Source organism: Streptomyces sp. NBC_01477 (assembly GCF_036227245.1).
Taxonomy (GTDB): Bacteria; Actinomycetota; Actinomycetes; order Streptomycetales; family Streptomycetaceae; genus Actinacidiphila.
The window spans coordinates 388574-401952 of record NZ_CP109445.1 but is presented as its reverse complement, the minus strand read 5'-3'; the positions used below and the strand labels follow the sequence as shown (position 1 = coordinate 401952).

Genomic DNA, 13379 nt, shown 5'->3' with positions numbered 1-13379 from the left:
GACGCTAGGCGTCGTCCTGGAGTCGCCGGCGAAGACGTACCACCGCGTCGGTGAACCCCCACCTCATAGACGCTTTTCGCGCACTGTCAGATCGTGAGCCCGAGTGCACCGGGCACCCTGTTCTAACAGAAAGCGCTTGCTCTCCGCTGTCGCCGAACCCCCCAGCGACAGCACCCCCCACAGGAATCCTCCGGATGAGAGGAACACCACCGTGAAGCTCACCTCCCCCCACCTGCCCCGGGTGTCCGCCTTACGCCGCGGCCCCGGCCTCACCGCCGCGGCGGCGCTCGGCGCGCTGGCGCTGGCCGTCGTCCCCGCCGTCAGCGGCGCGGGCCAGGCCCAGGCGGCCTCGTTCGAGTCGTCCCCGGTCGGCTACGGGGCCGGCACCACCGGCGGCGGTTCCGCGCCGGCCACCACCGTGAGCAGCCTGTCCGCCTTCAAGTCGGCGGTCACCGGCAGCACCGCGAAGGTCGTCAAGATATCCGGCCTCATCTCCCTGTCCGGCCAGGTCGACGTCGGGTCCAACACCACCGTGCTCGGCGTCGGTTCGAACTCCGGGCTCACCGGCGGCGGCATCCGGCTGAAGAACGCGCAGAACGTCATCCTCCGCAACCTGGTCATCAGCAAGGCGGTCGGCACCGACGCGATCACCGTGCAGAAGTCGACGCAGGTCTGGATCGACCACAACGACCTGTCGTCCGACCAGACCCACGGCAAGGACTACTACGACGGTCTGCTCGACATCACCCACGCCGCCGACAACGTCAGCGTGTCGTGGAACAAATTCCACGACCACTACAAGGTGAGCCTGGTCGGCCACTCCGACGACAACGCCTCGGAGGACACCGGCCACCTGCGGGTGACGTACAGCCACAACTGGTTCACCAACGTCAACTCCCGTCTGCCCAGCCTGCGTTTCGGGAAGTCGCACATCTTCAACAACTACTTCCAGAACGCCGGTGACAGCGGCGTGCACTCACGGATGGGCGCCGAGGTCTTCGTCCAGGCCAATGTGTTCACCAACGTCCCCGACGCCATCACCACCACGGGCGACAGCGACGTGGACGGCTACGCGAACCAGGCCGACAACATCTTCGACAACTCCACGACGGACATCACCCGGACGTCCTCGTACAAGCCGACCTACAGCTGGTCGCCCGAGTCCGCCTCCACCGTGGCCGCCACGGTGAGCGCGGGCGCCGGCACCGGCAAGGTCTGAGCGCCGCACGGCCGCTGAGCCGCCGACCGGGCGGCACCGCGCCGGCGGGTCCCGACCAGGACCCGCCGGCGCGGTCGCCGGACGCCCGGCCGAGGCGGGCGTGACCGTGCGTGACTGTGCGTGGGCGGCAGGACTTCGCGGTCAGCGCTCGACGGGCTCCCAGACCGGCAGCCACACATCGTTGGGCGTGCCCTGGGACGTGCAGGTGTACTGGATGAGCGGGTTGTCCACCCCGACACCGCCCCTGACGTTGAGGCACTTGCCGCTGGACTTCACCACGATCTGGTAGCCGATCCCCTTGGGCACGAACTTCCACAGCTCGTTGTCGGCGTCGCTACAGGTGTACTGGATGACCGGGGCGTCATCGGCGGTGCCGCCGCCCCTGACGTTGAGGCACTTGCCGCTGTGGACGGACGTGAAGCGGTAGTAGCCGTCGATGGCCGAGTCCGCCTCCCAGCGCTCGTTGGCCGCGCCGGTCCAGGGGTACTGGACGACCGGGGCGTCGTTCGCGGTGGACGCTCCCCGCACGTTCGCGACCTGGCCGGGATTGCTCGCCAGCCGCAGCGTGAACTGCCGGGCGACGACCGCCCGCGGGCTCGCACCCGCGGAGTCGTCGGCCATCGCCGGGCTGAACGAGCCCGACACCAGCCCGGCGCCGACCGCGACGGCTCCCAGGCCCGCGGCCCAGCGCTTGTGCGTCTTCATGCTTCTTGCCTCCGAATCTCTGGCTGCCGCACAGGGGCACGGCGTCCCTGCGTGCGGGCATCGCCACGCAGAGTAGCGACGGTGGAGGTTCGCGGCGCCCGTGACACTCCGTCAGCTCCGGCTTTTCGCCGGGCACCTCCCGGGGCGGGTCACGGTGTTCCGACCAGGACGGTGACGGTGTTGTTGCGGGCCCTGTCGGCCGCCGAGTCGTCGGGGAAGGGCGGGTGCAGGGTGCCCGTGCTGCGGATGCCGATCGCCCCCGGCGGGATGCCGCCCGCGGCCGACAGCCGCTCGGCCGCCGCCTGCGCGCGGGCGAAGCCGAGGGTGACCCGGTCGGTGACCGCGGCGGTACGCGGCAGCGGCCGGTCGTCGGTGTGGCCGGTCACCACCAGCGGGCCGGTCACCCCCGCCTGCCGCAGCCGCCGGGCCAGGCCGTCCAGTGCGTCGGCGCCGGCGGCGGTGAGGCGGTCGTCCCGGCCGAACAGCCCCTCGCCGAAGACCACGACCAGCGCGTCGCCCTGCCGCGACACCGTACGGCCGGGGCCGCCGAGGTCGGGCCCCGGCAGGGCGCTCGGGGACGGCGCCGCGGGAGACGCCGACGCCAGATCGCCCAGTCCGGTGTCCACCCGGGTCCCCAGCGCGTCGAGCCGCCCGGCCAACGCGGCCTGCCCGGCCCGTACGGCGGCCAGGTCGGCGCCGGTCGCCGGGTCGGCGGTGGTGCGCGGCAGCAGCGTGCCGGCGACCGCCGCACCCGCGGCGGCGGCCACCAGCGCCGCCGCCGCGACCCGCCGCCCGGCGGACGAGCGCCCGCGCCCCGCCTGGAGCGCGGCGATCCGGCGGCGCCCGGCTCCTGCCGCGGTGGCGGCGGCGGGCCGCGGGTCCGCGTCCTGGACCCGCGCCCAGCAGGCGTCCGCCGCGGCGAATTCGCCGCACTGCGCGTGGATCCGCGCCAGCAGGTCCAGGACGGCCGGGTCGTCGGCGCCGCCGCCCCCGAGCCCGTCCAGCAGCCGCCGCGCCTCGGCGTACCGGCCGCCGCGCGCGGCCCGGGCAGCCGCCGCCAGCACGTCGGCCGCCTCCGTCGGCTCGCCCGTGTCCGGTCCGCCGCCCGCGTCCGGCGGGGTCGGGCGGGGTGCGGCGCCGGGCTGCCCCCTGTACGGTCCGGCGCCGCGGTTCAGTGAGGTGCTCACCGCTGCCGCCGGACGGTGGTGTCCGCGGGGGCGTCGGTGCGGACCGCGTCGAACGGGACCAGCCGTCCCAGGTCGATGACGACCGGGCGCAGCCGGGTGATGTCGTCCGCGGCCAGCGCCGCCGCGCCCTCCTGGAGCAGCCGGAGCACCCGGGGTTCCGTGCTGCGGGCGAAGGTCTCCTTCAGCGCGGCGAAGCGCAGCACCGGCAACTGGTCGGCGGCGTCCAGCACCCGCAGGCCCACTCCGCGCACCACATCGGTCGCGTGCTCCACGAGCGTCGGGTCGCCCGTCTCGATCGCCGCGTCCAACTGGTGCTCGGCGCCCGCCAGTTCCTGCCGCGTCGCGACATCGCCGTGCTCGTCCACCGCCTCCCTGACCCAGCCGCGCACCTCGGTCGCGGCCCGGAGCAGCTGCGGCAGCTTCAACGCCTCCTCGGCCTCGTCCAGCGCGGTCTCGGCCTGCCGCAGCCGTTCCTGGACGATGGCGGCGCCGTCCGGATCGACCCCCGCGGACTCCAGCTCGCGGTCGATACCGCCGACTCCGCCGTCCTCGTCGAAACCGTCCAGCAGTTCGGCCGCCCGCCCCGCGTCCGAGGCGCCGGCCCGGTTGCGCAGCGTGGCGTACTGCGCCGCGACCGCCCGGCTCTGCCGGCGCAGCTCCGCCACGTCGGGCGCGTCCCTGGCCAGCTCGACGTCGATCTCGAACTCCTCGTCCAGGATGGGGATGTACGCGTCCACCCGGGTGCGGAAGCTCTGGTCGATCTCGACGGTGATCTCGATCTCGCTGCCCAGCGGCACATCGCGGGAGATCTCCTCCGGGCTGATGTCCAGCTGCCCGACGACCGGGTTGCGGTCGGCCCTGGCCCGTTCGCCCTGCACGACCGGCACCCGGATCAGCCCCTGCCGCCCGCCGCGCCGCACATCCACCGTCGACTCCAGCACCAGCCGCCCGCTGGCGGGCAGTTCCGTGCCCTTGCGCAGGATCCACGCGACCTCGTTGCCCTCCACCCACACCCCGACCGAATGGCTCATGGTCGCGTCGCCGCCCACCAGCGCCAACTGCTGGTAGGCGGTGCGGTCCGGCCGGGTCGGCAGGAACGAGCCCTGGGCGGTGCGGAATTCGATCGCGTACGAATTGTGCGCGCCGCGTGCCTTGAGGCGGGTGGCGAAGCTGCCGTCCGCGCCCAGCGGCACCTGCCCGCTGCGCCACTGCGGCCGGCCCTCGGCGTCGTCCACGAACTCGACCGTGCAGCCGTTCCAGTCCCGCGGCCCGCCGTCCGCGGTCCGCGCGGTGCCGCCCACCAGCGGGTCGCTGCTCTGGCCGGTCGGCTTGTGCGCGAAGTCCAGGAGCACGTCGCCGGCCTCGGCCGCGGCGTTCTTGAACGTGTGCGGCAGCCGCTGCGTGCGGGCGAAGACCGCCGCCCCGCGGGCCACCACCGTGACCGGGTCCAGGCTGTGGTCGAGCCGGATGCCCAGACCGCCGGCCGGGTCGGCGAGCAGATCGCGCAGCGCGGGGGCGAGGGTGGCGCCGCCGACCAGCAGCACCCGCTCGATGTCGCCGGGGGCGAGCCCCTTCTCGGCCAGCGCCCGGCGGCACAGCTCGACCGACCGCCGGTAGAGCGGCATCGCCAGCCGCTCCAGGTCCGCGCGGGCGATCTCGTGCACGAAGGCCACCGACTCGCCGCGGTCACCGGTCAACTGGACGTCGATCTCGGCGGCGGGGGAGTGCGACAGCTCGATCTTCGCGTCCTCCGCGGCCTGTTTGAGCTTGGCGACATTGCCCGCCTGCCGCGGGTCGGCCCGCTCCAGCGACGCGAGCCCGTCCTCGGCGCGGGCGGCGGGGATCAGCACGTCGTCCACCAGCATCCAGTCGATCAGCTTGCCGCCGAGGAAGTTGTCGCCCGCGTGGTTGACGACGCTGAACTCGCCGTCCTCGATCTGGATCACCGACGCGTCGAAGGTGCCGCCGCCGAGGTCGTACACCAGCCAGAAGCCGCGGGCCGGCACATCGGCAGCGGCCGCGCCGTACGCCCAGGCCGCCGCGGTCGGCTCCTGGAGCAGCGGGGCGAACTCCAGGCCCGCCAGCTTCGCGGCCCGCCGGGTCGCCTCGCACTGGTCGAGCTCGAAGGCCGCGGGCACGGTGATGACGGCGGCGCCGATGTCCTCGCCGAAGGCGCTGCGCACGTCCGCCCGCACCGACTTGAGCACTTCCGCCGACAACTGCTCGGGTGTCATGGTGCGTCCGGAGCCGGCGAAGGCGCGTCGCGCGTCGCGCACCCCCATCTGGAGCTTGAACTCCGCGTGGGTGTTGTCCGGGTCGACGTCGAGCCGCGCCCTGGCGCGCTTGCCGACGACCACCGTCCCCGAGCGGGTGATGTGCACGGCCGAGGGCGTGTACTCGTCGCGCAGGTTGTTGCGGACGATGCCGGCGCCGGTCCCCGCCGAGGCGGCGATGGCGCTGTTGGTGGTGCCCAGGTCGATGCCGAAGTCAACGGTCTCGCGGGTCACGCTCTCGCGGGTCACTGGTCCTGCTCTCCTTCCGGCTGGGCCACGATGACCTGGCCCATCTGGATACGGCGGCCGTCCCGGTAGACCGAGGGCCGTACGGTCTCGTGCACGGTTTCCCGGGTCGCGCCCGGCACCGGCTGGTAGGCGAGCACGTCGAGGGTGAGTCCGATGTCGAACTCCGTCCCGTCGTGGTCCTCGGCCCGCACCCCGGCTTTGCCGAGCGCGTCCTGCGCGGCCCGCAGATGCCGGGCCTCCTTGCGCCGGGCGGCCGCCCCGCCGGGTGCCGTCCCGCCGGGTGCCGTCCCGCCCGGCGGGGGCTCCGCGAGCTTGCGGCCCAGCCGCCACAGCTGGGTCGCCAGGTCCGCGAGGTCCGCGTCCGACGCCCGCGCGGCGGCCGGCGTCCCGGCCTGCGCCGGCCGCGGTACGGGAACAGGTGCGCGTGCGGGTACGTGCGCAGACCCGGGTGCGGCCCCGGACCCAGGTGCGGCCCCGGCCCCGGCCCCGGCCCCGGCCCCGGCCCCGGCCCCGGCCCCGGGCGCGGGCGCGGGCTCGGGCGCCCGCGGTGGGCGCAGACCCGGCGGCGGGTAGTCCGGCGCGATACGGAATTCCGCCGGGTGGCGCCGCTGCCGCAGCCGCCCGCGCAGCTCCGCCGCCCGGTTCACCGGTGCCGCCCGTGGTCCTGGCGCGCCCAGGTGCGGACCCGCTCCCCGCGCATCTTGCCCAGGAAGGTCCCGTAGCCGATCAGCAGCGCCGCCAGCACCGGCAGCGCGGCCGGCCCGATCACCGGGAACAGCGCCAGCGGCGGGACCAGCAGCAGCGTCCAGCGCCGGGTCCAGCGGGCCCGGCCGGTCAGCGGCACTCTGGCCCGTACCGCCCGGTCGTCGCGGGCGTACGCGGCCAGCGGCAGCAGCGGCAGCCAGAACAGCGTCAGCACATGGGTCACCCACCGGGTGCCTTCCGCGTCGGGTCCCGGCGCCCGCAGCGCGTGCACCCCGCAGCCGAGGACGCGCCCGGTGAAGGGCTGCCTGGCCACCGGTGCGGCCACGCTCCTGCGGTCGGTGGCGAGCGTCATGAGCTGCCCGGCAAGCTCCCGGTCGCGGTTGACGACCTGTCCGGCCATCGCCCGCAAGTAGGCGGCGGCCCTCTCGACCCTGCCGTCCAGGCACATCTGCCGCAGCAGCGGCGGCAGGTCGTCGGACGGGCCGGCCGGCGACGCGTTCCTGCTGTGCGAGACGACCTCGGCATTGCGCTCGATGAGATCCTTCGTCCGCTGCGCATGCGCGTATCCGGCGGCCCAGGCGAGCACCTCCAGCGGCGCCCGCACCCGGCCCGTCGCGTGGAACTCGCCGACCGCGCACTGGTTGAGCGCGGCCGCGACCTCCTCCTCGAGCGCCGAGGTCAGCGCCGCGTCCGGGCCGAGCACCGTACGCACCACCCCCAGCGGGTCCCCGATCCGCTCCAGCAGCGCCCGGCCCGCGGGACCGCCGTCCCCCTCGGCGGCCGACACCGCCTCCCGCGCGGTGCCGCAGGCGGCACGCAGCGCGCTCTCGGCCGGGCGCACCGCCTCGCGCAGCGCGTCGGCCACCGCCCGCTCGGGCAGCGGCGAGGAGTGCAGCAGCGCCACCAGCCGCCCGGCCCCCGCCGGCCTGCCGCGTACCGCGGAGCGCAGCGCCAGTTCCGCGGTCACCGACGCCAGATGCTTCGGCAGCCGGTCCCGCAGCCGCCGTACGGTCCCGCTGGTCAGCCGCGGGTCGCCGATCTCGGCCACCCTGCGCCTGGCGTGGTCCCAGAAGTCGTGGTCGGCGAGCACCGACGCCCACCCGGCCAGGCCCCGCGTCCACAGCCCGTCCAGCCGCGCGGCCTGCGCCGAACCGGGCTCGTACGGTCCCGCCGCCTCGCCCTCCACCGCCTCCTGGTGCGTGTGCGCGGCCCGCTCGTGCTCCTCCGCGCCGCTCCACGCGGGCGCCGACTGCCCCTGCGGCCACAGCAGTTCATGGACGAGCCGGGCCACCGGGTCGCGCAGCGTCTCGTACGCGGCCCGCAGCGCCTCCTCGCCGCCGGGCGCCGCGGTCCGCACCGCCGCCCCCGTGGCGGGCGCGCCGAGCCTGCTCATCAGCAGCGCCTCCTCACGGGTCCTGCGGATCCGCGAGGGCGTCGCGTCCGCGGGCAGCCCCGTGACCCGGAAGGCGTTGCTCCGGTAGAGATCCGTACCCGAGATCCGGGCCAGGACCGGTGCCAACTCGTCCCCGGGCGTGCTCATCGCGCCCCTTCCTTCGTGCTCATCGCCGCCCCGCTCCCGTTCCCATGACCGTCGTGCCCTCGTCCCTCGTCCGCCGCTTCCACCGGCCGCTACGCCACCACCCCGGTGCGCCACCGCCGCAGCCGCTCCCCGTACAGCTCGCGCAGCTCGGCGGACGCGGCCACCGCCTCCGCCATCAGCCCCACCGCCTGCGGCAGCGTCCCCGCCTGCGCCGCCAACTCCATCCCCCGGGCCGCGAGCTGCCCGGCGCGGGCCTCGGCGACCGGGACCGGCGCCACGGGCGAGTCCGCCGCCCGCCGCTGCTCGCGCCGGGCGAAACGCTCGGCCAGCGCCCCCGCGTCCGGGATCCGCGCCTCCCGGTCCACGGCCAGCGCGTCCAGCACGATCTGCTCCAGCTCCGGGTCGACATCCGGATTCAGCGCGCCCGGCGGCGGTGGCGGCGCCCGCCGGTGCGAGCCGGTCATCCAGCCAGCGAGGCCCTTCGGGTACGGCAGCCGGCTGGTCAGCAGCAGATAGCCGATGACCCCCAGCGCCCACACATCACCGCTGCGCGAGTCACCGCGCAAGCCCAGCAGGGTCTCCGGCGGCTTGAACGCCGGCACGCCCTGGGCACTGGCCGGTCCGGTGCCCGGGTCGGTGCGGGTGGCCAGCCCGAAGTCGCTCAGCCGGGCCCGCAGCGGCTGCCCGCCGGCGCCGTCGAGGCCGACCAGGATGTTGTGCGGGGTGATGTCGCGGTGCACGATCGGCGGCTGCCCGGCGTGCGCGACCGCGAGCCCCGAACTGACCTGGTGCAGGATCCGGACGGCCGCCGCCACCGGCACCTGCCCCGACCGCTCCAGGCACCCGGCCATGAACCGCGCCAGGGTGCCGCCGGCGACGTACTCCATGGTGAAGAAGGCACGCTCACCGGTGGCGGTCGGCGTGCTGCCCGCGTCGAAGACCCGCACGATGTGGGGGTGCCCGAGCCGGGTCAGCAGTACGGCCTCGGCGAGGAGCGCGTCGACCGCGGCCCGGTCGGCGACCTGCCGGAAGACCTTCATCGCCTGCCGCCCGAGATAGGGGTGCCGCACCCGGTAGACCTCGGCGTACGCGCCCTGCCCGAGGTAGCGCTCCACCAGGTAGCCGGCACCCACCGTCCCGCCCTCCCGCAACAGCGGCCGCCGCGCGGTCTTCCGCCCCGAACCCATCGCGCCCGCGCTCCTTCCCGTGCCGCTGCCTGCCGGACCAGGGGACGTTAAGCCCGGGTGTCCGGGACCGGTCCCGGACACCGCCACGCAGCCGGTACCGAAGAGACGCGAGTGGCGACCGGGACAGGCCGGGTTGCAGTACGCTCCTTGCGTGTCGGAGCGGGCACGAGGCGTGATGTGTGCAGTGGGGCGGCGCGGTGCGGGGTACGGCAGAGATCGGTGACGAAGTAGCCGGGCGCTATCTGCTGCGGGAGCGTATCGGCGCCGGCGGCATGGGTGTCGTATGGCGCGCCCACGACCGCGAACTCGACCGCACGGTCGCCGTCAAGTGCGCCCGCCTGAACGACGAGAGGGCCGCCAAGCGGCTCAAGAACGAGGCGCGCAACGCCGCCCGCCTGCACCACCCGCACATCGTCGCGGTCTTCGACCACATCGACGACGGCGGCCGGAGCTGGCTGGTGATGGAGTACGTGCCCTCGCGCAGCCTCGCCGCGATCGTCGCCGCCGAAGGACCGCTCAGCCCGCAGCAGGCCGCCGCCATCGGCTGGCAGATCGCCGACGCGCTCGCGACCGCGCACGCCAAGGGCGTGGTGCACGGCGATGTGACGCCCGAGAACATCCTCGTCACCGACGACGGCATCGCCAAGCTCGCCGACTTCGGCATCTCCCGCGCCCTGTGGAGCGACGACACCCGCGACAGCCTCAGCGGCGGCGTGCCGGGCAAGCCCCGCTATCTCGCCCCGGAAGTTGCCAACGGCGAACCGGCCAGCCGGGAGTCCGACCAGTTCTCGCTGGGCGCCGCGCTCTTCGCCGCCGTCGAGGGCCGGGTGCCCTACGGCGAGGCGGCAAGCCCGCTGGCCTACATCGGCCGGGCCAGGGACGGGCACATCGAGCCGCCCCGGCAGGCCGGGCAGCTCACCGGGCCGCTGACCGCGCTGCTGCGGATCAACCCCGGCAGCAGGCCCGCCGCCGCCGAGACCCGCGAGCTGATGGCCGAGGTCGCCCCGCCGTCCGAGGCGGTCCGCCGGCTGCACAACGAGGGGGCCGCCCTCGACCGGCGGCGCGGCCCCTTGCCGCTCGGCCCGCTCAGCACCTGGCCCCGGCGGCGCGCCTGGACCGCCGTCGCGGCCGTGGCGCTCGTCGCCGTACTGGCGGCGGTGCTGCTGACCGTGACCCCCTGGGACGACGGATCACCGGCGCGGGCGCAGCCGCGTACCCCGGGCGGCGCGCACGGCGCCCCGGCGCCCACCGCCGCGACCGCGCGCAGCGCACTGGGCGACGCCCGCAGCGCCGACCCCTGCTCGGTGCTCGCCACCGCACCGCTCGCCCGCTTCGGCAGCACAGAACTGGCCGCCGACTACGGCAACTTCGACCGCTGCGACATCCTGGTCGGGCCGCCGCACGAGGACCCGGTCGTCGATGTCGCCGCCACCTTGCTGGGCACCGACATCGAGGCCGGCTCGCACATCCCCACCCGCAGGACCGGCAATGTGACCGTCGCCGCGGAAGCGCTCGACGGCGGCGAGTGCGACCGCACCCTCCAACTCGACGACGGAACCACATCCAGCTCATGGCCCGGCTGATCGGCGACAGCGGACCCGACCTGTGCGCCATGGCCGACGCCGCCACCGACCACGCGGTGACCGTGATGCGCGTGGGCACCGTCCCCCGCCGCCCCTCCGCCGCCGTGCCCGCCTCCCTCGCGACCGCCGACGCCTGCGCCCTGCTGACCCCCGCCGCGCTCGGCGCACTGCCAGGCGTCCAAGCGGCCGGCGCCGAGCGGGACTTCGGCAACTGGGGCTGCCACTGGCGCAGTTCCGACGGCGACAGCGGAGTCGACCTGGTCTTCGACCGCAACTCCCCGCCGCTGGACACCAGTGACGGCACGCCCGTCGCCTTCGGCGCCGGAAAAGGCTTTGTCGTACCCGAGTACGACGACCGGGGCACCTGCACCCTGCGGCTGGTCAACCGCGACTTCACCGACATCACCGGCCAGCGCGTCGAGGAACTCGCCGACCTCACGGTGTCGGGCACCGGCGCGCTGGGGAAACTCTGCGACACGGCGAAACACCTGGGCACGACGGCCGCGGCACGGCTGCCCGGCACGTGACGGCCCCATTCCGACCCTTCACGAGGATCCAGCCATGACGACAAGCCCCGACGGCGCCGCAGAGCTGCCGGGCGGCAAGCGGCTCTCCGGCACCCACGGCAGCCTCGCCAGGGGCGTGTCCGCGCCGGTCGCCGGCACCGTCTTCGCCCTCGCGCTCACCGGCGGCATGCGGCTCGGCCCCGGCGCCGGACGGGAAGTCCTCTTCGGCCGCAACCGCCCGGCCGTGCACGTCTGCCTCGGCGAGGACGACCCGCTGGTCAGCCGCCACCAGGGCACGCTGACCCACCGCGGCGGCCAGTGGTGGATCAGCAACCACGGCCGGCTGCCGATCCGGCTGGCCCGCGGCCGGCTGCTCTTCACCGGCGAGGAGCCGCTCCCGCTGGACACCGGCTACACCCCGCTGTTCGTCCGCGGATCACGCCACCGCGAGCACCTGCTGGAGGTCTACGTCACCGACGCGGACGGCACGGCCCCCACCCCGCGGCCCGCGGACATCACGCTGCCGCCGCGCACCTGGATCCTCACCGCCCAGGAACGCCTGGTGCTGGTGGTGCTCGGCCGCCGCTACCTGCTGCACGAAGTGCGCCCCCAGCCGCTGACCTGGCAGGACACCGCCGCCCACCTGGCCCGGCTGCAACCCGGCGCGTCCTGGGGGCCGAAGAAGGTCGAACACGTGGTCAGCGCGGTACGCACCCGGCTGTCCCGGGACGGCGTCCCCTTCCTGACCCGCGAGGAGATCGGCGAGCCGGTCGGCAACACCCTCAACGACCACCTGCTGCGCGAACTCCTGCTCTCCACCACCCTCGTACCGCCCGATCTGGCGCTGCTCGACGTGCAGCCGGACGACGACACCTGGTCATGACGGCGGATTGCCCCTGGCGCCCGCGACGAACGGGGTGACGGTGAACAGGCCGTCGCAGACGGTGACCTGGCCGGTGAAGTCCAGCGACGCGGTATCGCCCGGCGGGTAGATCCGCAGCCGCGCGGACGCCGGCAGGCAGGTGCCCTGCTGGTTGACGGTGTGGATCGTGTCGCTCGCCGTCCCGCCGGGCCGCAGCACCACCGCCGCGTAGCTCATCGGCTGCCGGTCGGCCGGCGTCCCGATCTGCCCGCCGTCCGGGTCCAGCAGCGAAAGCCCCGGATAGCCGGTCAGATGACACGCCGTGGAGCCGTGGTTGGTGAGCACCAGATAGCGGAAGAGGCTGCCCGCGCCCGCGTCGCCGCCGCCGAGCGCGGCGGTCAGCTGCGAGGTCGCGCACCTCGGGGTCGTACCGGTGCTCGCGCCGCCCCGGGGGCCGCCCGGTGTCGGCGTGCCGGTCGCCGTGGTTCCGGTGGCGGTGGCCGTGCCGCCCCGCGCACCGGCGCTGCGCCGCCCGTCCGGCACCGTCGGGGACGGTACGGGCGCGGCGTCCCGGGTCGGCGCCGGGGCCGACGGGGCCGCGCTGGTCAGCGAATCGCTGGCCGGCGGGCTCACCAGGTCGTCCGAGCCGTGCGGGGTCAGCGCGCCGACCAGATACACCGAACCGGTCAGCACCACGGCCGCCGCCAGCCCGCCGCCCGCCGCCCGCACCCGGCGCCGCCGCGCCGCGCGCCGCCGGATCTGCGCGAAGGCGCCGGCGGGTGCGTCCAGATACCCGGGCGGCTGCCGCAGCAGCGGCTCCGCCGGGCCGGCGCGGTCGCCGTCCGGGCCGCCCTCCCGGCGGTCAGGAAATCCGGTCATGGTGTCCCTCGAGTCGGGCGCGGAGCAGTTCGCGTGCCGCGTGCAGATCGGCCTTGACGGTTCCCTCTTTCCGGCCCAGCAGTGCGGCCACCTCGCGGACCGGCAGGTCGGCGTAGTAGTACAGCAGCACCGGATTGCGCAGCCGCTCGGGCAGCGACTGCACCAGCAGCCGTACGGACGGGTCGGCCGGATCCGCCTGCGGGCGTACGGACTGCTCGGTGGTCACCCGGCGCAGCGCCCGGCGCTCGCGCTCCATTCTGCGCCAGTGGTCGCGGACCAGGTTGGCCGCGGTCACATAGAGGAAGCCGTTGGGTTCCTCGACCCTGGTCCAGCGCGCCCACAGCCGGGTGAAGGCCTCAGCGGCGATCTCGTGCGCGGTCCCGTCGTCGTCCACCAGCCGGCGGCACCAGCCCGCGAGCCGCGGATAGACGGCCTCGAACAACTCGGAGGCAGCGTGCTCTGCTGGCCGGATGACCGCCCTCCT

Annotated in this window: 12 protein-coding genes; 4 read left to right on the top strand and 8 right to left on the bottom strand. The window is 75.0% G+C overall.

Annotated features, from left to right (window positions below; all coding sequences use genetic code 11):
• Window positions 1–211 precede the first annotated feature (211 nt).
• Window positions 212–1219: a pectate lyase family protein gene (locus tag OHA86_RS01625; protein WP_329171765.1), complete on the top strand. Its 1008-nt coding sequence runs from the start codon at window positions 212–214 to the stop codon at window positions 1217–1219.
• Between the two features lie 141 nt (window positions 1220–1360).
• Here the strand turns inward: OHA86_RS01625 and OHA86_RS01620 are convergent, their stop codons facing one another.
• From OHA86_RS01620 to OHA86_RS01595, 6 genes are all read right to left on the bottom strand, one after another.
• Window positions 1361–1924: an RICIN domain-containing protein gene (locus tag OHA86_RS01620; protein WP_329171764.1), complete on the bottom strand. Its 564-nt coding sequence runs from the start codon at window positions 1922–1924 to the stop codon at window positions 1361–1363.
• 149 nt (window positions 1925–2073) lie between these two features.
• Complete coding sequence (locus OHA86_RS01615) at window positions 2074–3111, bottom strand: OmpA family protein (protein WP_329171762.1); 1038 nt, start codon at window positions 3109–3111, stop codon at window positions 2074–2076.
• A complete protein-coding gene (locus OHA86_RS01610; RefSeq protein ID WP_329171761.1) occupies window positions 3108–5633 on the bottom strand; it encodes an Hsp70 family protein in 2526 nt (841 codons plus the stop codon). Before OHA86_RS01610 ends, OHA86_RS01615 begins: the two co-directional genes overlap by 4 nt.
• Window positions 5630–6280: a hypothetical protein gene (locus OHA86_RS01605; protein WP_329171759.1), complete on the bottom strand. Its 651-nt coding sequence runs from the start codon at window positions 6278–6280 to the stop codon at window positions 5630–5632. The genes OHA86_RS01610 and OHA86_RS01605 overlap by 4 nt, the downstream gene beginning before the upstream one ends.
• On the bottom strand, window positions 6277–7878 hold the full coding sequence (locus tag OHA86_RS01600) for a hypothetical protein (protein WP_329171757.1): 1602 nt from the start codon (window positions 7876–7878) through the stop codon (window positions 6277–6279). Before OHA86_RS01600 ends, OHA86_RS01605 begins: the two co-directional genes overlap by 4 nt.
• An 89-nt stretch (window positions 7879–7967) precedes the next feature.
• Window positions 7968–9065: a serine/threonine-protein kinase gene (locus OHA86_RS01595; protein WP_329171754.1), complete on the bottom strand. Its 1098-nt coding sequence runs from the start codon at window positions 9063–9065 to the stop codon at window positions 7968–7970.
• 197 nt (window positions 9066–9262) lie between these two features.
• Between OHA86_RS01595 and OHA86_RS01590 the strand changes: the two genes are divergently transcribed.
• Genes OHA86_RS01590 through OHA86_RS01580 form a run of 3 tightly spaced genes read left to right on the top strand, consistent with a single transcriptional unit; the run spans window position 9263 to window position 12037 of the window.
• Window positions 9263–10648 carry a serine/threonine-protein kinase gene (locus OHA86_RS01590; RefSeq protein ID WP_329171752.1) on the top strand — a complete coding sequence of 462 codons (1386 nt, stop codon included), beginning with the start codon at window positions 9263–9265 and terminating at the stop codon, window positions 10646–10648.
• Entirely contained in the window at window positions 10636–11175 is a 540-nt protein-coding gene (locus OHA86_RS01585) for a DUF3558 family protein (protein ID WP_329171751.1), read from the top strand. Before OHA86_RS01590 ends, OHA86_RS01585 begins: the two co-directional genes overlap by 13 nt.
• A gap of 34 nt (window positions 11176–11209) precedes the next feature.
• Window positions 11210–12037: an FHA domain-containing protein gene (locus OHA86_RS01580; protein ID WP_329171750.1), complete on the top strand. Its 828-nt coding sequence runs from the start codon at window positions 11210–11212 to the stop codon at window positions 12035–12037.
• Here the strand turns inward: OHA86_RS01580 and OHA86_RS01575 are convergent.
• Both OHA86_RS01575 and OHA86_RS01570 read right to left on the bottom strand, forming a co-directional pair.
• Complete coding sequence (locus OHA86_RS01575; protein WP_329171749.1) at window positions 12032–12895, bottom strand: DUF4232 domain-containing protein; 864 nt, start codon at window positions 12893–12895, stop codon at window positions 12032–12034. The genes OHA86_RS01580 and OHA86_RS01575 overlap by 6 nt on opposite strands.
• The gene (locus OHA86_RS01570) at window positions 12879–13367 is read right to left on the bottom strand and encodes an RNA polymerase sigma factor (RefSeq protein WP_329182158.1); all 489 of its coding nucleotides are present in this window, start codon (window positions 13365–13367) and stop codon (window positions 12879–12881) included. The genes OHA86_RS01575 and OHA86_RS01570 overlap by 17 nt, the downstream gene beginning before the upstream one ends.
• Window positions 13368–13379: the final 12 nt, after the last annotated feature.